The 25,201-nt window shown below is 53.1% G+C and carries 29 protein-coding genes; 19 read left to right on the top strand and 10 right to left on the bottom strand.

All coding sequences use genetic code 11. The features are described 5' to 3' along the window. Nucleotides 1-76 precede the first annotated feature (76 nt). Nucleotides 77-808: a hypothetical protein gene (locus USG84_RS22110; RefSeq protein ID WP_252038453.1), complete on the top strand. Its 732-nt coding sequence runs from the start codon at nucleotides 77-79 to the stop codon at nucleotides 806-808. Nucleotides 809-854: 46 nt separating this feature from the next. Here the strand turns inward: USG84_RS22110 and USG84_RS22105 are convergent, their stop codons facing one another. Next, nucleotides 855-2,339, bottom strand: a complete 1,485-nt coding sequence (locus USG84_RS22105) for an SIR2 family protein (RefSeq protein WP_151412918.1) — start codon at nucleotides 2,337-2,339, stop codon at nucleotides 855-857. 256 nt (nucleotides 2,340-2,595) lie between these two features. Between USG84_RS22105 and USG84_RS22100 the strand changes: the two genes are divergently transcribed. From USG84_RS22100 to USG84_RS22035, 14 genes are all read left to right on the top strand, one after another. Then, complete coding sequence (locus USG84_RS22100; protein ID WP_252038482.1) at nucleotides 2,596-3,237, top strand: phage baseplate assembly protein V; 642 nt, start codon at nucleotides 2,596-2,598, stop codon at nucleotides 3,235-3,237. Beyond that, nucleotides 3,234-3,584, top strand: a complete 351-nt coding sequence (locus tag USG84_RS22095; RefSeq protein ID WP_151412919.1) for a GPW/gp25 family protein — start codon at nucleotides 3,234-3,236, stop codon at nucleotides 3,582-3,584. The genes USG84_RS22100 and USG84_RS22095 overlap by 4 nt, the downstream gene beginning before the upstream one ends. A gap of 5 nt (nucleotides 3,585-3,589) precedes the next feature. Further along, nucleotides 3,590-4,498, top strand: a complete 909-nt coding sequence (locus tag USG84_RS22090) for a baseplate assembly protein (protein ID WP_151412920.1) — start codon at nucleotides 3,590-3,592, stop codon at nucleotides 4,496-4,498. Further along, a complete protein-coding gene (locus tag USG84_RS22085) occupies nucleotides 4,491-5,024 on the top strand; it encodes a phage tail protein I (protein ID WP_151412921.1) in 534 nt (177 codons plus the stop codon). The genes USG84_RS22090 and USG84_RS22085 overlap by 8 nt, the downstream gene beginning before the upstream one ends. 7 nt (nucleotides 5,025-5,031) lie before the next feature. Continuing rightward, nucleotides 5,032-7,032 carry a tail fiber protein gene (locus USG84_RS22080; RefSeq protein WP_320738458.1) on the top strand — a complete coding sequence of 667 codons (2,001 nt, stop codon included), beginning with the start codon at nucleotides 5,032-5,034 and terminating at the stop codon, nucleotides 7,030-7,032. Continuing rightward, nucleotides 7,032-7,574 carry a tail fiber assembly protein gene (locus tag USG84_RS22075; protein ID WP_065420196.1) on the top strand — a complete coding sequence of 181 codons (543 nt, stop codon included), beginning with the start codon at nucleotides 7,032-7,034 and terminating at the stop codon, nucleotides 7,572-7,574. Before USG84_RS22080 ends, USG84_RS22075 begins: the two co-directional genes overlap by 1 nt. Nucleotides 7,575-7,726: 152 nt before the next feature. Beyond that, nucleotides 7,727-8,920 carry a phage tail sheath protein gene (locus USG84_RS22070; RefSeq protein ID WP_151412922.1) on the top strand — a complete coding sequence of 398 codons (1,194 nt, stop codon included), beginning with the start codon at nucleotides 7,727-7,729 and terminating at the stop codon, nucleotides 8,918-8,920. 12 nt (nucleotides 8,921-8,932) lie between these two features. Beyond that, nucleotides 8,933-9,451, top strand: coding sequence for a phage major tail tube protein (locus tag USG84_RS22065; RefSeq protein ID WP_032678189.1), 519 nt, complete (start codon nucleotides 8,933-8,935; stop codon nucleotides 9,449-9,451). 60 nt (nucleotides 9,452-9,511) lie between these two features. Next, entirely contained in the window at nucleotides 9,512-9,820 is a 309-nt protein-coding gene (locus USG84_RS22060) for a phage tail assembly protein (protein ID WP_151412923.1), read from the top strand. Continuing rightward, on the top strand, nucleotides 9,817-9,975 hold the full coding sequence (locus USG84_RS22055; RefSeq protein ID WP_320338389.1) for a GpE family phage tail protein: 159 nt from the start codon (nucleotides 9,817-9,819) through the stop codon (nucleotides 9,973-9,975). The genes USG84_RS22060 and USG84_RS22055 overlap by 4 nt, the downstream gene beginning before the upstream one ends. Beyond that, nucleotides 9,965-12,412, top strand: coding sequence for a phage tail tape measure protein (locus tag USG84_RS22050; RefSeq protein ID WP_151412924.1), 2,448 nt, complete (start codon nucleotides 9,965-9,967; stop codon nucleotides 12,410-12,412). Before USG84_RS22055 ends, USG84_RS22050 begins: the two co-directional genes overlap by 11 nt. Nucleotides 12,413-12,424: 12 nt before the next feature. Next, a complete protein-coding gene (locus USG84_RS22045) occupies nucleotides 12,425-12,889 on the top strand; it encodes a phage tail protein (RefSeq protein ID WP_151412925.1) in 465 nt (154 codons plus the stop codon). Beyond that, entirely contained in the window at nucleotides 12,886-14,055 is a 1,170-nt protein-coding gene (locus tag USG84_RS22040; protein WP_151412926.1) for a phage late control D family protein, read from the top strand. The genes USG84_RS22045 and USG84_RS22040 overlap by 4 nt, the downstream gene beginning before the upstream one ends. A 76-nt stretch (nucleotides 14,056-14,131) precedes the next feature. After that, complete coding sequence (locus tag USG84_RS22035) at nucleotides 14,132-14,353, top strand: DNA-binding transcriptional regulator (RefSeq protein WP_032665565.1); 222 nt, start codon at nucleotides 14,132-14,134, stop codon at nucleotides 14,351-14,353. Between the two features lie 143 nt (nucleotides 14,354-14,496). On the opposite strand, the gene tyrA is transcribed toward USG84_RS22035, so the two are convergent. Both tyrA and aroF read right to left on the bottom strand, forming a co-directional pair. Next, nucleotides 14,497-15,618: a bifunctional chorismate mutase/prephenate dehydrogenase gene (gene tyrA, locus USG84_RS22030; RefSeq protein WP_253543059.1), complete on the bottom strand. Its 1,122-nt coding sequence runs from the start codon at nucleotides 15,616-15,618 to the stop codon at nucleotides 14,497-14,499. A 10-nt stretch (nucleotides 15,619-15,628) separates the two neighbouring features. Next, the gene (gene aroF, locus USG84_RS22025) at nucleotides 15,629-16,699 is read right to left on the bottom strand and encodes a 3-deoxy-7-phosphoheptulonate synthase AroF (protein WP_061097348.1); all 1,071 of its coding nucleotides are present in this window, start codon (nucleotides 16,697-16,699) and stop codon (nucleotides 15,629-15,631) included. A gap of 213 nt (nucleotides 16,700-16,912) precedes the next feature. On the opposite strand from aroF, the gene USG84_RS22020 reads away from it, so the two are divergent. The 4 genes from USG84_RS22020 (at nucleotide 16,913) to USG84_RS22005 (ending at nucleotide 19,688) form a co-directional block, all read left to right on the top strand. Then, the gene (locus USG84_RS22020) at nucleotides 16,913-17,287 is read left to right on the top strand and encodes a DUF2799 domain-containing protein (RefSeq protein WP_061097347.1); all 375 of its coding nucleotides are present in this window, start codon (nucleotides 16,913-16,915) and stop codon (nucleotides 17,285-17,287) included. A 201-nt stretch (nucleotides 17,288-17,488) separates the two neighbouring features. Further along, a complete protein-coding gene (locus USG84_RS22015) occupies nucleotides 17,489-17,977 on the top strand; it encodes a YfiR family protein (RefSeq protein WP_414146797.1) in 489 nt (162 codons plus the stop codon). Then, nucleotides 17,970-19,190, top strand: coding sequence for a diguanylate cyclase DgcN (gene dgcN, locus USG84_RS22010; protein WP_151412928.1), 1,221 nt, complete (start codon nucleotides 17,970-17,972; stop codon nucleotides 19,188-19,190). Before USG84_RS22015 ends, dgcN begins: the two co-directional genes overlap by 8 nt. 12 nt (nucleotides 19,191-19,202) lie before the next feature. Continuing rightward, entirely contained in the window at nucleotides 19,203-19,688 is a 486-nt protein-coding gene (locus USG84_RS22005; protein ID WP_061097344.1) for an OmpA family protein, read from the top strand. A gap of 2 nt (nucleotides 19,689-19,690) precedes the next feature. Here USG84_RS22005 and USG84_RS22000 read toward each other — a convergent pair whose 3' ends face one another. The 7 genes from USG84_RS22000 to ffh form a co-directional block, all read right to left on the bottom strand. Next, the gene (locus tag USG84_RS22000) at nucleotides 19,691-21,061 is read right to left on the bottom strand and encodes a PepSY-associated TM helix domain-containing protein (protein WP_151412929.1); all 1,371 of its coding nucleotides are present in this window, start codon (nucleotides 21,059-21,061) and stop codon (nucleotides 19,691-19,693) included. A 39-nt stretch (nucleotides 21,062-21,100) separates the two neighbouring features. Then, nucleotides 21,101-21,505, bottom strand: a complete 405-nt coding sequence (locus USG84_RS21995; RefSeq protein WP_151412930.1) for a DUF2946 domain-containing protein — start codon at nucleotides 21,503-21,505, stop codon at nucleotides 21,101-21,103. A gap of 132 nt (nucleotides 21,506-21,637) precedes the next feature. After that, the gene (gene rplS, locus USG84_RS21990) at nucleotides 21,638-21,985 is read right to left on the bottom strand and encodes a 50S ribosomal protein L19 (RefSeq protein WP_002914145.1); all 348 of its coding nucleotides are present in this window, start codon (nucleotides 21,983-21,985) and stop codon (nucleotides 21,638-21,640) included. 43 nt (nucleotides 21,986-22,028) lie between these two features. Beyond that, nucleotides 22,029-22,796, bottom strand: coding sequence for a tRNA (guanosine(37)-N1)-methyltransferase TrmD (gene trmD / locus USG84_RS21985; protein WP_014832949.1), 768 nt, complete (start codon nucleotides 22,794-22,796; stop codon nucleotides 22,029-22,031). A 31-nt stretch (nucleotides 22,797-22,827) separates the two neighbouring features. After that, nucleotides 22,828-23,367 (bottom strand): ribosome maturation factor RimM, encoded by a 540-nt coding sequence (rimM, locus tag USG84_RS21980; RefSeq protein ID WP_003863136.1) that lies wholly within the window; start codon nucleotides 23,365-23,367, stop codon nucleotides 22,828-22,830. Nucleotides 23,368-23,382: 15 nt separating this feature from the next. Next, nucleotides 23,383-23,631 (bottom strand): 30S ribosomal protein S16, encoded by a 249-nt coding sequence (gene rpsP / locus USG84_RS21975; protein ID WP_022649067.1) that lies wholly within the window; start codon nucleotides 23,629-23,631, stop codon nucleotides 23,383-23,385. A 116-nt stretch (nucleotides 23,632-23,747) separates the two neighbouring features. Beyond that, nucleotides 23,748-25,109, bottom strand: coding sequence for a signal recognition particle protein (gene ffh, locus USG84_RS21970; RefSeq protein WP_253543106.1), 1,362 nt, complete (start codon nucleotides 25,107-25,109; stop codon nucleotides 23,748-23,750). Between the last annotated feature and the right edge of the window lie 92 nt (nucleotides 25,110-25,201).

Genomic DNA, 25,201 nt, shown 5'->3' with positions numbered 1-25,201 from the left:
TGATATTTTTAGTGAGTATCTTTTTTGCTTAGTTTCAGTCAGTGTGAAGTTTTAAAGTTCGCATGAGGGGGTTAGGTTGAATAAATTAATGTTAGCTAATTTAGAACGCATGAAAAAAGCGATAACCGAATGGGCGATTAAAGATAGTCTATTGCATGATGCAAAGTTTTACTCCCAAGCGGAATGGCTTTCACGTGGAGAGGATATGCATGACGATGCTCTATTAGTTTTAACTATTGATTCTAGCGGGTTATATCACTTGCTTAATTATGGATGTGATACTGAGGAGTTTGAGGATCTTGTTGAATCGTTCGGTTTTTATTATGAAATGGGCTATGCTTGGAGTCTGGGGTTTTATCCTTTGGAAGGGTATGATTATTCGAGGTTGTCAGGTAGCTATACTCAGAAGTTAAAAGATATTCGATGGAAGAATAAGTCAATTCTAGTAAGGCGCAGAGCTCAGGAACGTTGCCAAGACTGCGGTGTGAAAAGTGTTTTGGAAGCGCACCATTGCTATTATACAAATATGCGTGAAGGCTTTGAACCGTGGGAATATCCGTTGAGTGCATTTAGAGCGCTATGTAGATCCTGTCATGAGAAAAGACCTGTGCCTGAAATAAGAATTAGAGCTTTTCTAGCTCAATTAACACAACAACAATTGACGGAGTTGATAGATGGTCTTGATAACGCATTTAATCGTTTTGAAACGGATTCATTCTTAGCCTTTTTGCAAAAGGTTTCTTTCCATGACCATTTGCTCGATTCTGCAATCAAGTTATTGAAAAAAAATACTGATATATATGACTAGTGTACTTATGCGTTTAAGGCTTGTTCTCAGCCTTAAACGCATTTTATTAATTGGCTAGGAAGTCGTAAAGGCAAAGTAATTGACGATACCCTGTGTTAACATTATGTGAATTTGCAAGTAAATAATTCTTTAGTTGTTCAATGTCTATATTGTCGTCAAAAATACAGCATGTGATAGTTCCTGCGACTTTCCATGCGGGTGTTTGGCTTATGATTTCATCGATTGATTTAAAGTCAGAGCGGCAAACAGCGCGAGATCTTTCAATCTGGCTGACAATTTTATCAAGTTGTCTATCTTTGGCTGCTGGAATGTTTTCTAACTCAGGGCAAATGGAGCTAAATGCATAAAATGGGAAGTGCTCGTGGTTACCTATTGTTTGCTTATTAAGTAGGGAGATAAGTTGAGAATTGGCTTCTTCTACTATCTTGAAATAATTTTGCAGCATTTCAGATTTCGTTTGATATACATATTGGACTGTCCTTTCAGAGCCAACAGCGATAACCATTTCCTCGTTTCTTAACTCGTCAAGGTTTTCGGTGATTTTTACTTTAATCTCTCCACCACTTTTTATCGTATTCCAAACTTTTTGTACTTTTCTGATGTCCATTGCAGATACAGGTAGAACTAAATTTGATATTGCTTCATACACAGCTTTGTAGTTATCTGTTTTTATTTTGTTGATTCTAATAATTGATAATCCTTCAATGTTAATATCGTGCTCGGATATTGTTGTGGAGAAATTATTTTCGTCATACTCAACCAAGAGGAAATTGTCTTTTATTCGTTTGGCAAGATCAGTATTGAGATCAACATAAGAGAAAATAGTTTGCAAAAGGTATTTAATGTTTTTGTCACTTATGCTATACCCGATGAATATTATTGGGTTGTGTATGAAAATTGAGAGTAATTGAGCTCTTATTAACTCGTATTTATTGTCAAAGTTTTTGTAGTCGTCAAGGGTGATGATTATATTGTTGGGGTCGCTAACGCATCCATGAATTTTGTAGACTGAACCATAAGGATTGCTTAGTAAGATGTTATTGCCAATTAAAGGGATGAAGTCGAAAATATTCTCAATGAGTTGGTCATAATTTGTTGTGATTACGGAGCCAATGTTTTTTCTTGTTTTAATGAGAGCGTTAACTTCCTCTTTCATATGCTCTTTGATTTTAAGCTCTTGTAATATTGATGTTAGATAGATTTTAAATCGGCTAAGCTTTTTACCCTGTTTCATGTTTTCATAGAAAATATCATTAATGGTTTCAAATTTACCATTGCGATCTGAAGCCAGTGTCTGATTGAAAATATCCTCAAGTTTAGTGGCTAAAATGTCATATCGATATTCATCGCCCTCTAGGCTGTCAGCTTTCAGGTCGTAGTAAAATTCGGGGTTTCCAGTTAAGTCTACCGCGGCCTTCATTAATAAATCATCCCAACTATAGGAGTTTTCTAGGTAGCGGAGACTAAAACCTGTTCCGATGAACAGGACGGGATGGTTTTTATATTGATTTACGAAATCCTTAATTTCCATGTTAACCCTCAATATGAATTACTTATAACCCAATGTAATCAAATATCAGTCAGAATTACCAATAATCTATTCAAAAATTGATATGTATTGATTGGTGTGTCTCATAGTGAAGAGTGATTTTAACCCTAAAAAGTTAAGGTGTTGCAAGTTTTCTTTAAACTATTCAATTCAATACTCGAGATTGATGACGGTTGTCACAACGCCCACAAAACACCGTTCCATTGCCGCTGGCCTCGCCCGGCGGCATCCTTCCACCATGAATAATCTAAATTCTCTTCAGGAAATCGCACGCGTGATCCGCAACCTTATCCGCACCGGCATTGTGACCGACGTTAACCTCGACAAGGGGCTGTGTCGTGTCCAGACCGGCGGCATCGAAACCACCTGGCTGAACTGGCTAACCTGTCGTGCGGGACGTTCGCGCGTATGGTGGGCTCCCTCCGTTGGGGAGCAGGTGCTTTTACTGGCTGTCGGCGGCGAGCTCGATACGGCGTTTGTGCTGCCCGGCATTTTCTCGGATGACCATCCCGCGCCGTCTGCCTCCCCTGATGCGCTTCATGTTTCCTTTCCTGACGGGGCGGTTATTGAGTACGAGCCCGAAAACGGCGCGCTCACCGTATCTGGCATCAAAACCGCCGACGTCACTGCGTCGGACTCCATCACGGCCACCGTGCCGGTGGTGCTGGTGAAAGCATCGAGCCGCGTCACGCTCGATACGCCGGAGGTGGTGTGCACCAACAAGCTGACGACCGGCACGCTCGAAGTGAAGAAAGGCGGCACCATGCGCGGGAACATCGAGCACACCGGCGGGACACTGAAATCAAACGGCGTGCAGGTGGATAACCACGACCACGGCGGCGTCGAACGGGGCGGAAGCTGGACGGAGGGCATCAAATGACGGTGCGTTATCTGGGAATGAACAGCCAGAGCGGCCTCAGTATCTCTGAGGTTGAGCATATCCGGCAAAGCGTGCGCGACATTCTGGTCACGCCGGTTGGCTCGCGCGTTATGCGTCGTGAATACGGCTCGCTCCTGTCGCAGATGATTGACCAGCCGCAGACCCCGGCGCTGCGCCTGCAGATTATGGCCGCGTGCTATTCCGCGATCCAGAAGTGGGAGCCGCGCGTAAATCTCTCGACCATCACCTTTGAACGGTCGGAGACCGACGGCGGGCTGTATGTCGACATTACCGGCACCCGCTCCACCGGCGGCCAGCCTTTTTCACTCACCATTCCTCTGAGTTAAACGCTATGGCAATTGTTGACCTTAACCAGCTCGCCGCGCCTGACGTCGTGGAGGAACTGGACTATGAAACCATCCTGAGCGAGCGAAAGGCGACGCTCGTCTCGCTGTACCCGGAAGACCAGCAGGAAGCGATCGCGCGCACGCTCTCGCTTGAGTCCGAGCCGCTGGTGAAGCTGCTGCAGGAAAACGCCTACCGGGAAGTTATCTGGCGACAGCGCGTCAACGAGGCCGCGCGCGCGGTCATGCTGGCCTACGCCACCGGCGCAGACCTCGACCAGATAGGCGGAAATTACAACGTCGAGCGCCTTGTCATCACGCCTGCAGACGACACGACGTTACCGCCGACGCCTGCCGTGATGGAGTCGGACACCGACTACCGTCTGCGCATTCAACAGGCATTCGAGGGGCTGAGTACCGCAGGCTCTACCGGCTCCTATCAGTTTCACGGTCGCAGCGCTGACGGGCGGGTCGCCGATATTTCTGTCATCAGTCCCGCGCCTGCGTGTGTCACTGTCACGGTGCTTTCCCGCGAAAATAACGGCGTGGCGTCTGACGAGCTGCTCACCATCGTGCGCACCGCGCTGAACGATGAGGACGTCAGGCCGGTCGCTGACCGCGTGACCGTGCAGTCGGCGAACGTTGTCGACTATAAAATCACCGCGTCGCTTTACCTTTACCCCGGTCCCGAAAGCGAGCCGGTGCTGAGTGCGGCAAAAACAAAGCTGCAGGCGTATATCACCGCGCAGCACCGCCTCGGGCGAGATATCCGCAAATCAGCGATTTATGCCGCGCTCCACGTCGAAGGCGTGCAGCGTGTCGAGCTGGCCGAACCGGTGGCCGACATCGTGCTCGATGACACGCAGGCGTCATGGTGCAGCGATTACAGCGTGACGATCGGGGGCAACGATGAATGATATCCGCCTGCTGCCGGTGGGCTCGTCACCGCTTGAGGTGGCGGCGGCGCGCGCCTGCGCTGAGATTGAAAATACTCCCGTTCCGCTGCGTCGCCTCTGGAGTCCTGACGACTGCCCGGCAAATCTGCTGCCGTGGCTGGCGTGGGCGTTTTCCGTTGACCGCTGGGATGAGAGCTGGCCGGAAGCCACAAAGCGCGATGTGATCCGCGCGGCGTGGTTTATCCATGCGCACAAAGGGACGATTGGGGCGGTGCGCCGCGTGGTCGAGCCGCTCGGCTATCTGATTAACGTGTCCGAGTGGTGGGAAACGAATGACCCGCCCGGCACATTTCGCCTCGATATCGGTGTGTTAGAGACCGGCATCACCGAGGAAATGTATTACGAGATGGAGCGGCTCATTGCGGATGCAAAGCCAGCCAGCCGCCATCTTATCGGCCTCAACATTATTCAGGATGTGCCGGGCTATCTCTACACCGGCGCGCTGACGTATGACGGCGACATCATCACGGTTTACCCGGATAAGTGAGAACACCTTGACAGTAAAATATAAAACGGTCATCACCAAAGCCGGTGCGATTAAGCTTGCTGCAGCGACCGTCCCGAACGGGAAAAAAGTGAATTTTACGGCGATGGCCATCGGCGACGGTGGCGGCACATTGCCGGAGCCTGATGCCAGCCAGACAAAGCTCGTCAATGAAGTCTGGCGCCATACGCTGAATAAAATCAGCCAGGACAACAAACATCAAAACTATGTGATCGCGGAGCTGCTCATCCCGCCTGAAACCGGCGGTTTCTGGATGCGTGAAATGGGTCTCTATGACGACACCGGCACGCTGATTGCCGTCGGCAACATGGCGGAAAGCTACAAGCCGGAGCTGGCCGAGGGGTCAGGCCGCGCGCAGACCGTGCGTATGGTCATCATGGTAAGCGACATCGAGTCAGTCGAGCTGACGATTGACACCTCAACCGTGATGGCAACGCAGGACTATGTCGACTACAAGCTCGCTGAGCATGAGCAGTCCCGCCGTCATCCTGACGCCACGCTTAAGGAAAAAGGGTTTACTCAGCTCAGCAGTGCGACCGACAGCACGTCTGAGACGCTCGCCGCGACGCCGAAAGCGGTCAAGGAGGCGTATGACCTTGCTAACGGGAAATACACGGCTCAGGACGCGACCACGGCGCAAAAGGGTATCGTCCAGCTCAGTAGCGCCACCGACAGCGCGTCTGAGACGCTCGCAGCGACGCCGAAAGCGGTTAAGACGGCGTATGACCTTGCTAAAGGGAAATATACGGCTCAGGACGCGACCACGGCGCAAAAGGGTATCGTTCAGCTCAGTAGCGCGACCAACAGCGAGTCTGAGACGCTCGCGGCCACGCCAAAGGCCGTGAAGACGGTCAGCGATGATGTTACAAAACTGAAAAACAGCCTGGGCGAAGCCGCACATAGAGGCGTCGCTGATAATGCTTCAGGAGAATTAATTCCGGTAGGGTATAAAGGTAATTTTAAATCCGAATGTAATCACGGGGCGATTGATTTTGCGACTTATCCGTTTGTAGTTGGGGAATCATTATTCGTTGATTCACGTGGCTGTACGAATAACCCGCCTTTTTTGACGCAAGATTTTTATTATATAAATGTTGTGTGTGCCACTAGCCCAGCTCAGGGAGGGAGAGTTAACAGGCCGTTAATCCAATTTGTAAGTTATACAAATTCAACAATGATTTTTGCCATTCGGGAAGATGATGGTTCAACCATAGGCTGGCGTTATTTCCGTGCAGTGCAATTTGATGCAGACAACCAGAATGTCACCTTTCCTGTTGATGTAAGAGCGCGTAACGGTGCAATTGAATTAAGTCAAAACGCAATAATCATTCGGGGCTCCGGCAATAAACATCTTTGGTTTTTCAATACTTCGGGCGCTGAAATGGGGCTTGTTTACGCTTCTGACGATAAAGTACTCCACTTGCGGGCTGGTGAAGGACCGTCAGTTAATATTCAGTCGAACGGTAATGTTGTTGCCCCAAACTATCTGGAGGCTAAAGATGACATCCATTCTGGGCGCAATATCAGCAGTAAAGGGTTAATTGAAGCCGGTTCTGGAGTGTACGATACGCCGGGCGTGCGGGTATACTCTCCAAACTATCTCCCAACATTCCCTGTGACCAGTGTTAATGGGATGCAGGGCGCTGTTGTGATTCCAGAGCCGAACTTAGACCCCTATGTTAAAAGAGACTCGATTACATATGTTGGGCTTGCAGCTAACAATACTGCATATCCTTATATGCGGCACGCTGATTCAAATACGATTGTCTATCTGGCACCGAGTGATTGGGTGAGAAATAACTTCATTCAAGGGGTACGAAAGGGAGCTAAAGGCAGCGCCAATAGCAACCAAAACAGCGATAGATTTGCCAGAGCACCCGATGGGGCAAGTGTAGTATCAGTATTTAATGAAAGTACTTACATTGCTGTTGAATACAGATATGACCAATATAACATTAATGGGAACTGGTATAATGTAGGGGCACTGTGATGATATTAGGGAAATTTTCTAATTATATTCCTTCTGAGGAAAGCAAGCTTTCTGATTTAGAGATGATGGAAAAACTCACCGGGAGTAGCATCATCTTTTTAAAAGATGAGAATGATGTGGATTGGTATGACGCGCAGAAACTGTTTGCGAAAGACACACTTAAAGTTGTTTTTGATGGAGCTAATGTAATTCGCTCTTTTTCAACTGACGCATCTATGTTAAATCCTGTTGATATGTCAGTCGGAGAATGTGACATTTCAGATGTTCCGGCAGGCCTTAATATTTTTGGTGAATGGATTTTTGATGGCGGGAAAATAATAGCCGCGCCAGTGGATTATGTAGACGAAGCGCAGCGCAAAAAACTGGAGCTGATGACTCAGGCAAATAACGTCATCGCCACTATGCAGGATGCGGTTGATCTAAACATGGCAACAGACGAAGAAACAGCAAATTTGCAGGAGTGGAAAAAGTACCGAGTGCTTCTGAATCGGGTCGATGTAAAAAAACCGGTATGGCCACCATTGCCTGAGACTGCGATTTGAGTCAGTTAGTCGCTTTTTAAAAATGATTTACCGAGGCCCTCCACCCGGAGGGCTTTTGTTTGTTGTTTTATCCCTCCACCAACGCCATTTCATCGCACCCGCAGAACACACAACAGAAAATAGTCGCACCCCTTAACCACGGAGTTAAACAGATGGGCGACTATCATCACGGCGTCGAGGTCATCGAGATTAACGATGGCACGCGCACCATTTCCACCGTCTCGACGGCCATCATCGGCATGGTCTGCACGGCCAGCGATGCTGACGCAAAGACATTCCCCTTAAACGAGCCGGTGCTAATTACCAGTGTGCAAACGGCTATCGGTAAAGCCGGTAAAAAAGGCACGCTGTCAAAATCCCTGCAGGCCATCGCCGACCAGTGCAAGCCTGTCATTGTGGTGGTGCGCGTTCCCGAAGGTATCGAAGACCCGGAAGACCCGGAAGCGGCGCAGAAAGAAACCATTTCGAACATCATCGGCACGACCGACGAAAACGGCAAATACACCGGGCTGAAAGCGCTGTTAACGGCGAAAACCGTCACCGGCGTTAAGCCGCGCATTCTCGGCGTGCCGGGGCTGGATACGCAGGAAGTGGCGACCGCGCTTGCGTCGACCTGCCAGAGCCTGCGCGCATTCGGCTACGTGAGCGCGTGGGGATGCAAGACCATTTCCGACGCCATCAAATACCGTGAGAATTTCAGCCAGCGCGAGCTGATGGTCATTCACCCTGATTTTCTGGCATGGGACAACACGGCGAACGAAACCGATATTGCATGGGCGACCGCCCGCGCGCTCGGCCTGCGCGCCAAAATTGACCAGGAAACCGGCTGGCACAAAACGCTGTCCAACGTCGGCGTGAATGGTGTCACCGGCGTCAGTGCCTCGGTCTCATGGGATTTGCAGGAGCAGGCCACCGACGCCAACCTGCTGAATCAGGCCGGAGTGACAACGCTCATCCGCAACGACGGCTTTAAATTCTGGGGCAACCGCACCTGCTCGGACGATCCGTTATTCGTGTTTGAAAACTACACCCGCACGGCGCAGGTGCTGGCCGACACGATGGCGGAAGCGCACGCGTGGGCGATGGATAAGCCCGTTTCCGCAACGCTCATCCGCGACATCGTCGCCGGAATCAATGCCAAATTCCGCGAGCTGAAAAACAACGGCTATATCGTTGACGGCTCCTGCTGGTACGACCCGGAGTCAAACAGCGTGGAAACCCTTAAAGCGGGGAAACTGTATATCGATTACGACTACACCCCCGTCCCGCCGCTGGAAAACCTGACCCTGCGCCAGCGCATCACCGATACCTATCTGGCAGACCTGTCAGACTCGGTCAACAGCTAAGGAGCTCAGAGCATGGCGTTACCACGCAAACTGAAATACCTGAACATGTTTAACGACGGTCTCAGCTACATGGGCGTCGTTGAATCCGTCACCCTGCCAAAGCTGACCCGCAAGCTTGAGAAATATCGCGGCGGCGGGATGCCGGGCTCGGTGTCGGTTGACCTCGGCCTCGACGACGACGCGCTCTCGCTTGAGTGGACGCTGGGCGGCCTGCCTGACGTCGCGCTGTGGGCGCAGTACGCGTCACCAGGTGCCGACAGCGTGCCGCTGCGCTTCACCGGCTCATTCCAGCGCGATGACACCGGCGAAATTTCTGCCGTTGAGGTGGTCATGCGTGGCCGTCACAAGGAGTACGACGGCGGCGAGAACAAACAGGGCGAAAGCGGCACGACCAAAATCGCGACCGAGTGCTCGTACTACCAGCTCACGATCGACGGCAAAGAGGTCATCGAGATTGACGTCGTCAACATGGTGATGAAAGTCGACGGCGTCGACCGTCTCGCTGAGCACCGCCGGGCGATTGGCCTGTAAACCGTTAACCGGTCAGCCAGGCTGGCCGGTCACTTACTCACATTCAAAGAGAGCAACTTCATGGAAAACATCAACGAAACCGCCACCACCGAAACCGAAAACCAGAACATTGTGATCCTCGATAATCCAATCATGCGCGGTGAGCAAAAAATCGAACAGGTGACCGTGACCAGACCCAACGCCGGTACTCTGCGCGGTGTGAGTCTGGCCTCGCTGGCAAACTCTGACGTCGATGCGCTGATTAAGGTGCTGCCGCGCATGACATACCCGGCGCTGACCGAGCCAGAGGTCATGCGTCTGGAAGCGTCAGACCTGATTTTGTTCGCCGGTAAGGTGGTCGGTTTTTTGTCGCCATCTTCGGCTCGCTGACCTTCCCGAACAACCTTTCGGTCGATGACCTGATGGCGGATATCGCGGTGATATTTCACTGGCCGCCATCAGAGCTAAATTCCCTGAGCGTGACCGAGCTCATCACATGGCGCGAAAAGGCGCTGCAGCGAAGCGGACACCACCATGAGCAATAACGTCAGGATTGAGGTACTGCTGAACGCAGTAGACCGGGCAAGCCGACCGCTCAAAGCTATCCAGACTGCCAGCAAGACCCTTGCTGGCGATATCCGCACTTCTCAAAACAGCCTGCGCGATCTGAATGCGCAGGCTGGCCGAATTGACGGATTCAGGAAAGCGAGCGCACAGCTTGCCGTGACAGGCCAGTCGCTTAACAAGGCGAAACAGGAAGCCGCCGCGCTGGCCGTCCAGTTTAAAAACACGCAGAACCCTACAACCGCGCAGGCGCGCGCGATGGAGGCGGCAAAGAAATCCGCCGCTGACCTGCAGCTCAAATACAACAGCCTCAGGCAGTCGGTACAGCGCCAGCGCACCGAGCTCGCGCAGGCCGGGATTAACACCCGTACTCTCTCGGCGGATGAGCGCCGCCTGAAAACCAGCATCAGTGAAACGACCGCGCAACTTAACCGGCAGCGCGAGGCGCTGGCGCGGGTCAGTCAACAGCAGGCGCGACTGAGTCGCGTTAAAGAGCGTTATCAGGCCGGTAAATCCCTTGCCGGAGGCGCTGCGGCTGCAGGCGCGGCGGGCGTAGGTATCGCCACGGCGGGAACGATGGCCGGGGTGAAACTGCTGATGCCTGGCTATTCGTTTGCACAGAAAAACTCTGAGCTGCAGGCCGTGCTCGGGGTAGAGAAACAATCACCCGAAATGGAGGCGCTGCGCAAACAGGCGCGACAGCTCGGGGACAATACCGCTGCGTCTGCAGATGATGCAGCGAGCGCGCAGATTATCATTGCGAAAAGCGGCGGGGATGCCGCAGCGATTCAGGCGGCGACGCCGGTCACGCTGAATATGGCGCTGTCTAACCGTCGCTCGATGGAAGAAAACGCCGCGCTGCTGACGGGGATGAAATCCGCGTTTCAGATGTCTAACGACCAGATAGCACACATCGGCGACGTGCTGTCGATGACGATGAACAAAACGGCCGCTGACTTTGACGGGTTGAGCGACGCCCTGACGTATGCTGCGCCGGTAGCAAAAAATGCCGGGGTCAGTATCGAGCAGACCGCCGCAATGGTCGGCGCACTCCATGACGCCAAAATCACCGGCTCGATGGCAGGGACCGGCAGCCGTGCCGTCCTGAGTCGCCTGCAGGCTCCGACCGGTAAGGCATACGAGGCCATTAAAGAGCTCGGTGTTAAAACGTCTGACAGCAAGGGCAACACGCGCCCGATATTCGCCATTCTGAAAGAAATGCAGCGCAGTTTTGAGAAAAATAATCTCGGAACAAGCCAGAAAGGCGAGTACATGAAAACCATTTTCGGTGAGGAAGCCAGCTCGGCAGCGGCGGTGCTGATGACCGCTGCCTCAAGCGGCAAACTCGACCAGCTCACGGCGGCGTTTAAAGCCTCGGACGGGAAAACAGCTGAGCTGGTCAAAATCATGCAGGACAACCTCGGCGGCGACTTCAAAGAATTCCAGTCAGCTTATGAGGCCGTTGGTACTGACCTGTTTGACCAGCAGGAGGGCTCACTGCGTAAGCTCACGCAGACCGCCACGAAATATGTGTTACAGCTCGACGGATGGATCCAGAAGAATAAAGGACTGGCGACCACTATCGGGGTGATTGTTGGGGGCGGACTGGCGCTGATTGGCGTGCTGGGCGGGATTGGCCTGATAGCGTGGCCGGTGGTAACGGGCATCAACGTGATTATCGCCGCTGCCGGTTTTCTCGGTACAAATCTGGCCGCAATGGGAACGGCCATTGTTTCGGTGCTCGGGGCGCTTACCTGGCCGATTGTCGCTATTGGGGTTGCCATCGTCGCCGGTGCGCTGCTTATTCGCAAATACTGGGAGCCAATAAGCGCATTTTTCTCAGGCGTGGTGGAGGGACTTAAAGCGGCCTTTGCGCCGGTGGCGGAAATTTTCGCACCGCTTGCGCCGGTGTTTGATTCTTTCATGGAGAAATTACGCGGAGTCTGGCAGTGGTTCAAAGACCTGATCGCACCGGTTAAGTCGACGCAGGAGACGCTCGACAGCTGCAAAAATGCGGGTGTGATGTTCGGTAAGTTACTGGCCGAAGCGCTGATGTTACCGCTCAAAAGCTTTAATACATTGCGTACTGGCGTTAACTGGCTGCTGGAAAAACTCGGGGTTATCAATAAAGAATCGAGCGACCTTGACCAGAAGGCCGCAAAAGCCAGTGCCGCCACCGGCTCGAAAAATGGGTCTTATATTCCGGCAACCTCAGCGTATGGCGGTTATCAGGCATATCAGCCGGTAACGGCACCCACTGGTAAGACTTACGTCGATCAGAGCAAGCCAGAATATAACATCAACCTGAATGGGGGCATCGCGCCGGGCAGCGACCTTGACCGGCAGCTCCGCGAGGCTGTCGATAAATTCGACCGTGAAAACCGTGCGCGTCAGCGCTCAAGTATGCGTCATGACTGAGGGGGATAAAGCATGTTAATGGTTTTGGGTTTGTTTGTGTTTGAGCGCCGCACGCTGCCCTATCAGTCCATGCAGTATTCAAAGGATTACCGCTGGGCATCAAACGACCGTATCGGCAAGCCACCGGCTTACCAGTATCTCGGGGAAGGGGAAACCACGCGCACGCTGTCGGGCGTGCTCTATCCCGAAATTACCGGCGGACGGCTGTCACTGACCGCCATCGAGTTGATGGCAGACGAGGCGCGCGCGTGGCCGCTGATTGACGGAACGGGCATGATCCACGGCATGTATGTCATCGACAAAGTGACGCACACGCACACCGAGCTATTCAGCGACGGAGCGGCCAGAAAAATCGAGTTTAGCCTTTCCCTTAAGCGGGTCGATAAATCGCTGGCGGCCATTTATGGCGACCTGAAAACGCAGGCCGACAATCTGGTCACGTCTGCCGGTGACTGGCTGGGAGGGCTGGCAGGATGATTACAGGAATGGATATTCAGGCCGGGGCGAAGATTGCCCCGGCGTTTATGCTCAAGCTGGATAACGAGGATATCACGCAGGATTTTGGCGACCGCCTTATCAGCCTGACCATGACCGACAATCGCGGATTCGAGGCCGACCAGCTCGATATCGAGCTCGATGATACTGACGGACTAATCGCAATGCCGCCGCGCGGCGCAACCTTGACGCTGTGGTTAGGCTGGCAGGGTGCAGCGCTGATAAAAAAAGGGACGTTCACGGTCGACGAAATCGAGCACCGTGGTGCGCCAGATACGCTGACCATCCGGGGGCGCAGCGCCGATTTTCGCGGGTCGCTGAACTCTCGCCGGGAACAGTCATGGCATGACACCACGCTCGGGCAAATTGTCGAGACGATTGCGGCACGCAATAAGCTGACGGCCAGCGTGGCCGACACGCTGAAAGCCGTCGCCGTGCCTCACATTGACCAGTCGCAGGAATCGGACGCGGTGTTTCTTTCCCGCCTGGCTGACCGGAACGGTGCGGCGGTTTCGGTAAAAGCGGGGAAACTGTTATTCCTCAAAGCGGGGAGCGGTAAGACGGCCAGCGGGAAGCCCATTCCGCAGATGACGCTTGAGCGCGGCGACGGTGATCGTCATCAGTTTGCCATTGCTGACCGGGAAGCCTACACCGGCGTGTCGGCAAAATGGCTGCACACCAAAGACCCGAAGCCGCAAAAGCAAAAGGTGAAGCTTAAGCGTAAGCTCAAAGAGAAGCACCTGCGCGCGCTGCAGCACCCAAAGGCTACCAAAGCCCCGGCAAATGCCAAAGCCAAAAAAGAGCAGGAAGCGCGCGAGGGTGAGTACATGGCCGGTGAGGCTGACAACGTACTGGAGCTGACGACCATTTATGCGACAAAGGCGCAGGCCATGCGCGCCGCTCAGGCGAAGTGGGACAAGCTGCAGCGCGGCGTTGCTGAGTTTTCAATCTCGCTGGCGATTGGCCGGGCAGATTTATTTCCTGAAACGCCAATCGCGGTGAAAGGGTTTAAGCGCGTCATAGACGAGCAGGCTTGGATAATCAGCCGGGTGGTGCATAACCTCAACGGGAACGGCTACACGACGGGCTTAGAGCTTGAGGTTAAGGTTTCGGATGTGGAGTACGAAAGCGAAGAATTAACGCAGTGATTTGTTTTTATGTGTTTGTTATATAAGGATAAATTGAGTAAAATTAGCGCATCGGAAAATAAATGAGGTGCTCGCCATGTTTCACTGTCCAAAATGCCATTTCGCCGCTCACGCCCGCACAAGTCGCTATTTTACTGACACGACCAAAGAGCGGTATCACCAGTGCACAAACATCAACTGCAGCGCGACGTTTGTGACCACTGAGACGGTCGAGCGTTTCATTGTATCGCCGGGCGTTGTAGTACCAGCGGCACCTCACCCGACATCATCAGGTCAGCAACAAATGCACTGGCAGTGACCAAAAGAAAGCCCCGCAATGCGGGGCTTTTTTTCGATGTGTGGACGACGTGTGGACATCGTTAGAAATAAATCCTTTTATTTCATTGTATTGCGTCTAAAATTAAAACAGCATTGCTGGCTTTCAGTATATACATCATTGGATTACTGGCGACTGTCATTTGCCTGGCGCAACAGCGTGCGGCTTTCACTCTGGAAACGCGTGGCGTAATCACCGAACCAGTGCTCCACTTTGCGGAAGCTGTCGATAAACGCCTGCTTGTCTCCGTGCTCCAGCAGCGTAATGGCTTCGCCAAAGCGCTGATAGTAGCGCTTGATCAGCGCCAGGTTATTTTCAGACGACATAATGATGTCGGCGTAAAGCTGGGGATCCTGCGCAAACAGACGCCCGACCATCGCCAGCTCAAGACGATAGATTGGTGAAGAGAGCGCCAGCAGCTGTTTAAGCTGCACGTTCTCTTCCGCCAGATGCAGACCGTAGGCAAAGGTCGCAAAGTGGCGCAGCGCCTGAATAAACGCCATGTTCTGATCGTGCTCGACCGCGCTGATGCGGTGCAGCCTCGCCCCCCAGACCTGAATCTGTTCCAGGAACCACTGGTAGGCTTCCGGCTGGCGGCCGTCGCAGTAAACCACCACCTGCTTCGCCAGGCTGCCGCTGTCCGGGCCAAACATCGGGTGCAGGCCCAGCACCGGGCCCGTATGCGCAGCCAGCATCGCCTGCAGCGGACCGTTTTTGACGGAAGCCAGATCTACCAGAATGCAGTCTTTCGGTAAAGGCGGGAGCTTCCCGATGATCTGCTCCGTCACGTGGATCGGCACGCTGACGATAACCATTCCGGCATCTTTCATCAGTTCCGGTGCTTGTGCCCAGTCCTCTTTTTCCAGAATGCGCACCTGATAGCCAGAAAGCGTCAGCATTTTCTCGAACAGACGCCCCATCTGTCCTGCTCCGCCAACAATCACCACCGGCCGCAGGGACGGACAGAGGGTTTTAAAGCCCTTGTCGTTTTCGCTGGAGTAGGATTCCCGCATCACGCGGCGCAGAACATCTTCAATCAAATCCGGCGAAACGCCCAGCGCCTGGGCCTCTTTACGACGGGAGGCCAGCATTGAGGCTTCGCGCTCCGGGACGTAAATTGGCAGGCCGTATTTGCTTTTCACCTCACCGACTTCGGCAACCAGCGCCATGCGGCGCGCCAGCAGGTCCAGCAGAGCCTTATCCACTTCATCAATTTGATCGCGCAGTGCGGTCAATTCAGCAACCATAACTACCCTCTTAAGCCAGACGCGTCGCCAGCTGGCCGCTTAAATCTTTATGGATCTCACGCAGCAGCGCATCGGTGGTTTCCCAGCTGATGCAGGCATCCGTCACGGAGACGCCGTGCTTCATCGCGCTGCGCGGCTGTTCTGATGACTGATTGCCTTCATGAATGTTGCTCTCAATCATCAGACCAATAATCGAACGGTTTCCGTCTTTGATCTGCGCGACCACGGATTCCGCAACCGCTGGCTGGCGACGGTAATCTTTATTCGAATTACCATGACTGCAATCTACCATCAGTGCCGGACGCAGTCCCGCCTGTTCCATCTCTTTTTCACACTGCGCCACGTCCGCCGGGCTGTAGTTTGGCGCTTTACCGCCGCGCAGGATCACATGGCCGTCCGGGTTGCCCTGCGTTTGCAGCAGGCACACCTGGCCCGCCTGGTTGATACCGACAAAGCGGTGCGGCATGGCGGCAGCGCGCATGGCGTTGATCGCCGTCGCCAGGCTGCCATCGGTACCGTTTTTAAAGCCAACCGGCATCGACAGGCCAGACGCCATCTCGCGGTGGGTTTGCGATTCCGTCGTACGCGCACCAATCGCGGACCAGCTGAACAGATCGCCCAGGTATTGCGGGCTGTTCGGATCCAGCGCTTCGGTTGCCAGAGGCAGCCCCATGTTGACCAGCTCCACCAGCAGGCGACGCGCAATCTTCAGGCCTGCTTCCACATCAAACGAGCCATCCATGTGCGGATCATTAATCAACCCTTTCCAGCCGACGGTCGTACGTGGCTTCTCAAAATAGACGCGCATTACCAGATAGAGGCTATCGCTGACCTCCTCCGCTAATGCTTTAAATCGACGAGCATACTCAATGGCGGTTTCAGGATCGTGAATAGAGCAAGGACCACATACCACCAGCAGGCGCGGATCGCGGCCGGCGATAATGTCAGAAATGGTCTGGCGAGAATGCTCGATCTGAGCCTCCTGCGCGGCGCTCAGCGGAAACTCCGCTTTCAGTTGATCCGGGGTAATCAAAACCTGTTCGTCAGTGATATGTACGTTGTTCAGCGCGTCTTTTTGCATGATAGCGATCCTGTAAAGCTCGTTTGCGATAGTTGTTTTCCTCAGTGAGGTGAAACCACGATACCATAAAAAGTAAACATTTCAATCCAAAATACGTACACATTAGTTTACATAGACAAATTAGATGCAAAAATCAGCCATCAAAACCGTAAAGTTTAAATTACACACTGATTTTCTCCCGCCAGGCTATGCTGAAGAAAAAGGAGAAGGATTATGCGATCGATTGCTTTCGTCCTGCTGTCGCTGTTTTTATCGGGCTGCCAGATTAATCCTTACACTTTCCAGCCCAACTGGACGAGCCCGGACTGGTTCACTGCGGGTAAAGAAGACGCCATGAATGGCCTGCCGGTTAAAGATAACCAGACCCTGGCCGATAGTCTTAACGACCCCAACATCGATCGGAGTGAATATCTCCGTGGCTATGCTGATGGTCAGAAGAAAGTATGCGAAGAAGGCTTTATTCATGCCTGGGGATTAGCGGGCAAATCTTATCCAGCCAGTTGTGATACCGTTGAAAATGCAGCGAAACTGCATGCGTCATGGCAAAAAGGAATGGATGAAAGTATGCGTTCCAGCAGGCTTAATTAAGTCTGCTTTTATTCTTTGAAAAATAAACAACTGTAGGATTTAGCTTAGGTCAGCCATGGGCTATTTCTGACATAATGACGGTTCTGATAAACAATGGTATTCTGCCCGCAACTCTTAAGGACATCTATTTCCGGAGCGGTACGGCGGATTCTGGTGAGAAATTTATACTTGAACTCTTTGTTCCGACTCACTCTGGTGCTAATGCTGTTCCTTATGGTGGGCCCGGCGATGGCAGGCGCGCTCACGGAGACAGATAAATCGGTACGTTCTATTGTCTCAGGCATAGTGAGCTATACGCGATGGCCGTCGCTTTCCGGTCAGCCTAAACTCTGCATCTATGCCACTTCTCACTATAAGCACGCGCTCAGCGGAGACCAGGGGCATAACGAGTTACCCTATACCCCCGTTATTGTACGTAACGATCGGGAAGCCCTGGCCGCGACATGCGATGCTGTTTATTTCGGGACTGAACCACCTGCGAAACAACTTGAATTAATAAGTCAATATCAGGGCAGAGCATTGCTATTAATCTCAGAGCAAAATCCGGAATGTGTTATTGGCAGTGCTTTTTGCCTGATAATCGATCGTGGCCAGGTGCGGTTTTCCGTCAATCTGGATGCGTTGACACGCAGTGGCGTCAGGGTCAGCCCGGATGTATTAATGCTTGCACGGAATAAGCAGCATGGATAAAGATTTCACCTCGACGCCGCGTCCGACGTTTAAAAGAACGCTGAGGCGAAACAGCATGATAAGCGTCATCATCACGATGACGTTAATATGGCTGTTGCTCTGTTTTGCCTCGGTCGTAACATTAAAACAATACGCGCAAAAAAATCTTGAATTAACCGGCGCCACAATGAGCCACAGCCTTGAAGCCTCGCTGGTTTTCAACGATTCACTGGCAGCCAACGAAACGCTTGCTGCGCTGGGTAAGCAGGGGCAGTTTGCCGTTGCAGAAGTCATCAACGGGCATAAAAAGCGCTTTGCCTACTGGTCCTGGAACCCAAAGGATAATAACGACACGCTGGGTGCGCTGGTGAGTCGCTGGCTTTTCCCCGTTCCGGTTGCGCAGCCAATCATGCATAACGGCGCGGCAATCGGCGAAATTCGCCTTACCGCGCGTGACAGTCTTATCAGTCATTTCATCTGGATGTCGTTTGCCGTCCTCACCGGCTGTATTCTTTTTGCAACCGTCGTCGCGCTCACCATTACCCACTCTCTGCACCGCGGCATGGTAACGGCGCTGCAAAATATCACCGACGTTGTGCATGACGTGCGCACAAACCGCAACTTCTCCCGCCGGGTGAAAGATAGCCGTATCGAAGAATTCCATCAGTTTGGTGAAGACTTCAACAGCCTGCTGGATGAGATGGAAGAGTGGCAGCTTAAGCTCCAGGCGAAAAACGCTCAGCTGCTGCGTACCGCCATGCACGACCCGCTTACCGGACTTGCCAACCGCGCGGCGTTCCGTAACAGCATTGCGGCGTTAATGAATGACCCTTCCGCAAGAACAAACTCGGCCCTGCTCTTCCTCGACGGTGACAATTTTAAGTTTATCAACGACACCTGGGGTCACGCGGCAGGAGACTGCGTGCTGATTGAAGTCGCCAGCAGGATGATGGAGTTTGGCGATAAACGCCATCAGTCCTACCGCCTTGGCGGTGACGAATTTGCCATGGTGCTCTACGGCGTGCATTCTGAGACTGAGGTTCAACACATTTGTGCTGCGCTAGCGCAGCAGTTTATCCGTCCGTTTGATCTGCATAACGGACTAAAAGCATCGATGTCACTCAGCATTGGCTTTGCTCTGGCGTGGGAAAATGCGTCCGTTGAAGCATTACTGGAGAAAGCCGACCGCAATATGTACCAGGTTAAAAACCAGCGTACAAAAACAATAAGTTAGAAAGGAAATTCTATGTTAAAACGATACTTCGCGCCGTTAGTTATGGCCTCACTGGTTCTGGCTGGCTGCCAGTCGCCGCCCCAGGGCAAATTCACACCTGAGCAAATCGCGGCGATGAAGTCTTACGGTTTTAACGAACTGAACGGCGACTGGTCTCTGGGGCTGTCAGATACCATCCTCTTTGATAAGAATGACGCCAGACTGCGCCCGGAAAGTGAAACCCAGATCCAATCCATGGCCTCTCGTCTGGCGAAAACTGGCCTGAATCACGCGCGAATGGACGGTCATACGGATAACTACGGTGAAGAAAGTTACAACGAAGCCCTGTCGTTAAAACGCGCCGATGCCGTTGCCGACGCGTGGGCGAAGGGCGCGAATATCCCGCGCACTAATCTCACCACCCAAGGATTAGGAAAAAAATACCCGATTGCAAGCAACAGCACTGCGCAAGGGCGCGCTGAAAACCGCCGGGTGTCAGTGGTTATCAGCACGCCATAGGATTATTTAGCGGATGATTCGGTGAGCGACACGCCTGTTGCCGCTCGCCAGCGCAGCCAGTCAATCAGAACAAACAGCGCCAGACTCACGCCCATCACCGGCAAAGCCAGCCCCAGCAGTGCGCTGATGACCACAGTAACACCTCTTCCCCACCCTGACAGCGCCAGCCAGCTCTGAGAAAGCGTCTGCACCGGATTCATTGCCGACTGTGCCGGACGACGCATCCACCACATCCGGTATCCCCAGATGATAAGCACGCACAGGGCAAGGCCGAAGGCAACGAGCAGCAGCTGATTCACCAGCCCGAATAAGATCCCCATATGGAAATCCACGCCCCAGCGGGTCAGTTTTGCCATGAGCGGGAAATCCTCGAATCGGGTTCTGTCCAGGATCTGCATCGTACCGGGATCAACCGCAACGGCGTCCACCTGAGTCGGCCAGCTGCGGTCGATTTCCGTCACTGTCCATGCGCGATCCATCGTTTTTGCCGGGCGGATCTCCAGCCTGTTGGCATCAATCCCCGCCTTACGCGCCGCGCTTAACGCGCCATCAAACTGCGTCAGATCCATCGCCATTTCCGGCATCACCATTCCGCCATGATGGCCACGGTGTTCGGCGTGCTCATCCACGCTCTCCGCCACGCCGGAAAGCGTCGTGTTCACCTGCGGGGTGAGCCAGTTCATCTCAGCGCGCAGCTTATCAACGTTTCCCCCCGCCCACTGGGACCAGGTCAGGCCGGTTGCAGAGAAGAGCAGCATGCCCCCCAGTAATAACCAGCCGAGCGTCACATGCACCCGACGACGGTTCTGGAAGCGATTGTTAATCCGCCGTTTTGGTCGGGTATAAAACCACAGGGCAATCCCTCCCAGCGCGGCCACCCACATCCAGGAAGCGGCCAGTTCGCTATAGAGCCGCCCGATATCGCCCAGCATCAGAGAGGTATGCAGATAATCAATGGTCTGACGCAGCGGTAAAATCCCGCTGGTGCCGTATACCGTCATATCCCCAAGCACCGCCAGGCTTACCGGATCGATAAAGATCGCCCGGTTTTCCGATGGCCCAAGCGCAGGGTCAGCAAACATCACGCGGGTGGTTTCCCCCTCAACCAGCCCCGGACGAACGGCGTGTAAACGCAAATCTGAGCCAACGGCTTTTTCCGCCATGGCGATTTGTTCCGCCAGCGGCTTCGGCTCGCCCACGGAATCCGTATGGAGCGCGTGCCGGTAGAGCGCATTCTCGAGCTGCGGGGTCGCCACATACAGCGTACCGGTCAGCGCGGCGAAGAAGATAAACGGGCCGACAAACAGCCCGACGTAGAAATGGAGGCGACGCAGCAGGTTTCCCCATGCCGCGCGCGGCGTGCAGGTAGTCATACTTTTCCTTTTTAAGGCAAAAAGTTATCGATTTAGTTTTTAAAGGGAAAAAGCAGACTGCCGCGGCGGCGCGCGGGTATCGGGGTAAAGCCAGGGGAAAAAGTGCCAGTAGCTAACCGCCTGACGCGGTGGCTTCACGCGCAGCCTTTGCAGCACGATACTGAGCAGCACAATCAGTGCGAGCATCACGCCCGGCACGTGGGCTAACAGCACGCAGTAGCCGCACGCTTCCGCATGGTCGACAGGCGTGGAATGCTGCATATCGCTATGATGATCGTCCATCGACATCATGCTCATGTCATGATGCATACCCGGCATGGCGCTCATAGGGTCTTTCTGCAGCGAGACGGAAATAAGCGGCGCAACCACGATCAGCAGGATCGCAAACAGCGCGGTCAATGCCGCTGCGCGTTTCCGTTTAGGCTGATGCAGTACGTTATCCACTTACCCTCCACCGAAGAGGCAAGCATTGTAAATGATTTATGACGAAAGGGTTAACGCGAGAGGTGCGATGGGATAAAAAAAGGGCCAGCCTTTCGGCCAGCCCTTTCTAACAGGATGTCGCTTAAGCGAATCTTAGTTCAGACGCTCTTTAATACGAGCAGACTTACCAGTACGCTCACGCAGGTAGTACAGTTTAGCTTTACGTACAGCACCACGACGTTTAACAGCAATGCTGTCAACTACCGGAGAGTGAGTCTGGAAGACACGCTCAACGCCTTCGCCGTTGGAAATTTTACGAACAGTGAATGCAGAGTGCAGACCGCGGTTACGAATAGCGATAACCACGCCCTCGAATGCCTGCAGACGTTTTTTGGAACCTTCAACAACCCATACTTTCACTTCCACGGTGTCACCTGGACGGAAGGAAGGTACGTCCTGCTTCATCTGCTCTTGTTCAAGTTGCTTAATAATGTTGCTCATAATTTAATCTCTTATCCTGGGTAAACTGATATTCGGGAGCGTATTACGCATTCCCATCATGTTCATGCTGCTGGTGCGCGTGTTCAGTTTTGAACTCGGCCAGCAACTTTGCTTGCTCTTCAGTCAGAGCCAGGTTTTCCAGAAGTTCAGGTCTTCTAAGCCAGGTTCGGCCCAGCGACTGCTTCAAACGCCAGCGACGTATCTCGGCATGGTTTCCTGACAGTAACACTGCCGGTACTTCCATCCCTTCTAACACTTCAGGACGAGTATAGTGTGGACAGTCCAGCAACCCATCGGCAAAGGAATCTTCCGTTGCCGAAGCTTCATGGCCCAGTACCCCCGGAATGAACCGGGCGACGGAGTCAATCAGCGTCATTGCCGGTAACTCACCACCGCTGAGAACGTAATCGCCGATAGACCATTCTTCGTCAATCTCGGTTTGAATTACGCGCTCATCTATCCCTTCGTAGCGCCCACAGACCAGAATCAGCTTTTGATTCGTCGCCAGTTCGCTGACGCCCGCTTGATCAAGCTTGCGTCCCTGAGGTGACAGATAAATCACCTTTGCGCCTTCACCTGCCGCGGCTTTTGCTGTGTGAATGGCGTCCCGTAAGGGTTGCACCATCATTAGCATCCCCGGTCCGCCGCCGTAAGGACGATCGTCCACGGTACGGTGCCGGTCATGAGTAAAGTCACGAGGACTCCAGCTCTGGATGCTCAGCAGGCCATTCTTTACTGCCCGGCCAGTTACCCCGTAATCGGTAATCGCGCGGAACATTTCAGGAAACAGGCTAATTATGCCAATCCACATAGCGCCGTCTTTTACCGTTTATCCGGAGAATTTAAAAACCAGGATCCCAATCTACTTCAATGGTTTGAGTAGTGAGATCGACTTTCTTGATAACCTGTCCATCGAGGAACGGAACCAGCCGCTCCTTGATGCCAAATGCATCTTTCAGGTTTGCCTTAATGACGAGAACGTCATTTGACCCGGTTTCCATCATATCGATGACTTTCCCCAGGCTGTAGCCTTCGGTAGTGACTACCTGGCAACCCATAAGGTCTTTCCAGTAGTAGTCGCCCTCTTCCAGCTGTGGCAACTGCGACGAATCCACGACAATTTCACAATTAGTCAGCGCATTCGCGGCATCACGATCGTCAATGCCTTTCAGCTTGATGATGATGTCCTGATTGTGGTGACGCCAGCTTTCCAGCTCGACCTCTTCCCACTTACCGGCTTTCTGGATGAACCAGGGCTGGTAATCAAAAATGCTATCAGCGTCTTCAGTGGAGGAAAACACTCTGAGCCAACCACGGATACCGTAGCAAGAACCCATTTTTCCCAATACGATCGGTTCAACAGGTGCTTTATTGCTCATCATGACCACCGTGACAGATTAAGCTGCTTTGTTTGCTGCTTTGATCAGCGTAGCAACGCGATCGGAAACAGTAGCGCCCTGGCCAACCCAGTGAGCGATACGATCCAGATCCAGACGGGTTTCTTCTTCTGCGCCAGAGGCCAGTGGGTTGAAGAAACCAACGCGCTCGATGAAGCGACCGTTGCGTGCATTACGGCTGTCAGTCACAACAACCTGGTAGAACGGACGCTTTTTAGCGCCGTGACGTGCTAAACGAATAGTTACCATAACATCCTCTTGTGTGAATAAAACAACCGGGCCCCATCGAGGAACGGAGCCCGGGTGTCATATTAAAAGCCCGAAAATTTTACTCATTTTCGGGCAAAAAGCAATCTCAAAAGCGATTAACGCCCAGGAAAACCAGGGGGCATCATCCCTTTCATGCCGCGCATCATCTTCGCCATGCCGCCTTTCTTCATTTTCTTCATCATGCGCTGCATGTCGTCGAACTGTTTCAGAAGGCGGTTAACGTCCTGCACCTGCATGCCGCAGCCGGCTGCGATACGGCGCTTACGGGAACCTTTGATGATCTCTGGCCTGGCGCGTTCTTTCAGCGTCATGGAGTTAATGATCGCCTCCATACGCACCAGCACTTTGTCATCCATCTGGGATTTGACGTTGTCAGGGATCTGGCCCATCCCCGGCAGTTTGCCCATCAGGCTTGCCATGCCACCCATGTTTTTCATCTGACGCAGCTGCTCAAGGAAGTCGGTGAGATCGAAACCATCGCCTTTTTTCAGCTTGCTGGCCAGCTTCTCGGCCTGCGCGCGGTCAACCTTGCTCTCGATATCTTCGATCAGCGACAGCACGTCGCCCATGCCGAGGATACGGGAGGCAATACGGTCCGGGTGGAACGGCTCCAGCGCTTCGGTTTTCTCGCCCACGCCGAGGAATTTAATCGGCTTACCGGTGATATGACGAATCGAAAGCGCCGCACCGCCGCGGGCGTCACCGTCCACTTTAGTCAGCACCACGCCGGTTAACGGCAGCGCTTCGTTAAACGCTTTCGCGGTATTCGCCGCATCCTGACCGGTCATGGCGTCAACAACGAACAGGGTCTCTACCGGGTTGATAGAGGCATGCACCTGCTTGATCTCGTCCATCATCGCTTCGTCGACGTGCAGACGACCGGCGGTATCCACCAGCAGCACGTCGTAAAACTTCAGCTTCGCTTCTTTCAGCGCGGCGTTAACGATGTCGACAGGCTTCTGGGCAACGTCGGACGGGAAGAAATCCACACCGACCTGCTCGGCCAGCGTTTCCAGCTGCTTGATCGCCGCCGGGCGATAGACGTCCGCAGAGACCACCAGCACTTTCTTCTTGTGCTTTTCGCGCAGGAATTTACCCAGCTTACCGACGCTGGTGGTTTTACCCGCACCCTGCAGGCCCGCCATCAGCACCACGGCCGGCGGCTGAGCCGCCAGGTTAAGCACCTGGTTCTCTTCGCCCATCGCCGAAACCAGTTCGTTACGAACGATTTTGACGAACTCCTGACCCGGGGTCAGGCTCTTGTTAACTTCATGACCAACCGCCTTCTCTTTTACGCGGTTGATAAAATCACGAACAACCGGCAACGCCACGTCTGCTTCCAGCAGCGCCATGCGCACTTCGCGCAGCGTTTCCTTGATGTTCTCTTCAGTAAGGCGTCCGCGGCCGCTGATGTTGCGCAGCGTGCGCGACAAACGATCGGTTAAATTATCAAACATTGTCTCTCGCCTGAGTAGAAACGTTGGGCCGCATTGAGCGGCACATACACAGAATTTTGCCGGAGTATAACATGAAGGCGCCTTTGTTGTTA

The organism is Enterobacter sp. 168J2 (genome assembly GCF_034107265.1).
Classification (GTDB): Bacteria; Pseudomonadota; Gammaproteobacteria; order Enterobacterales; family Enterobacteriaceae; genus Enterobacter; species Enterobacter nematophilus.
This window is presented reverse-complemented; position numbering and strand designations above follow the sequence as displayed.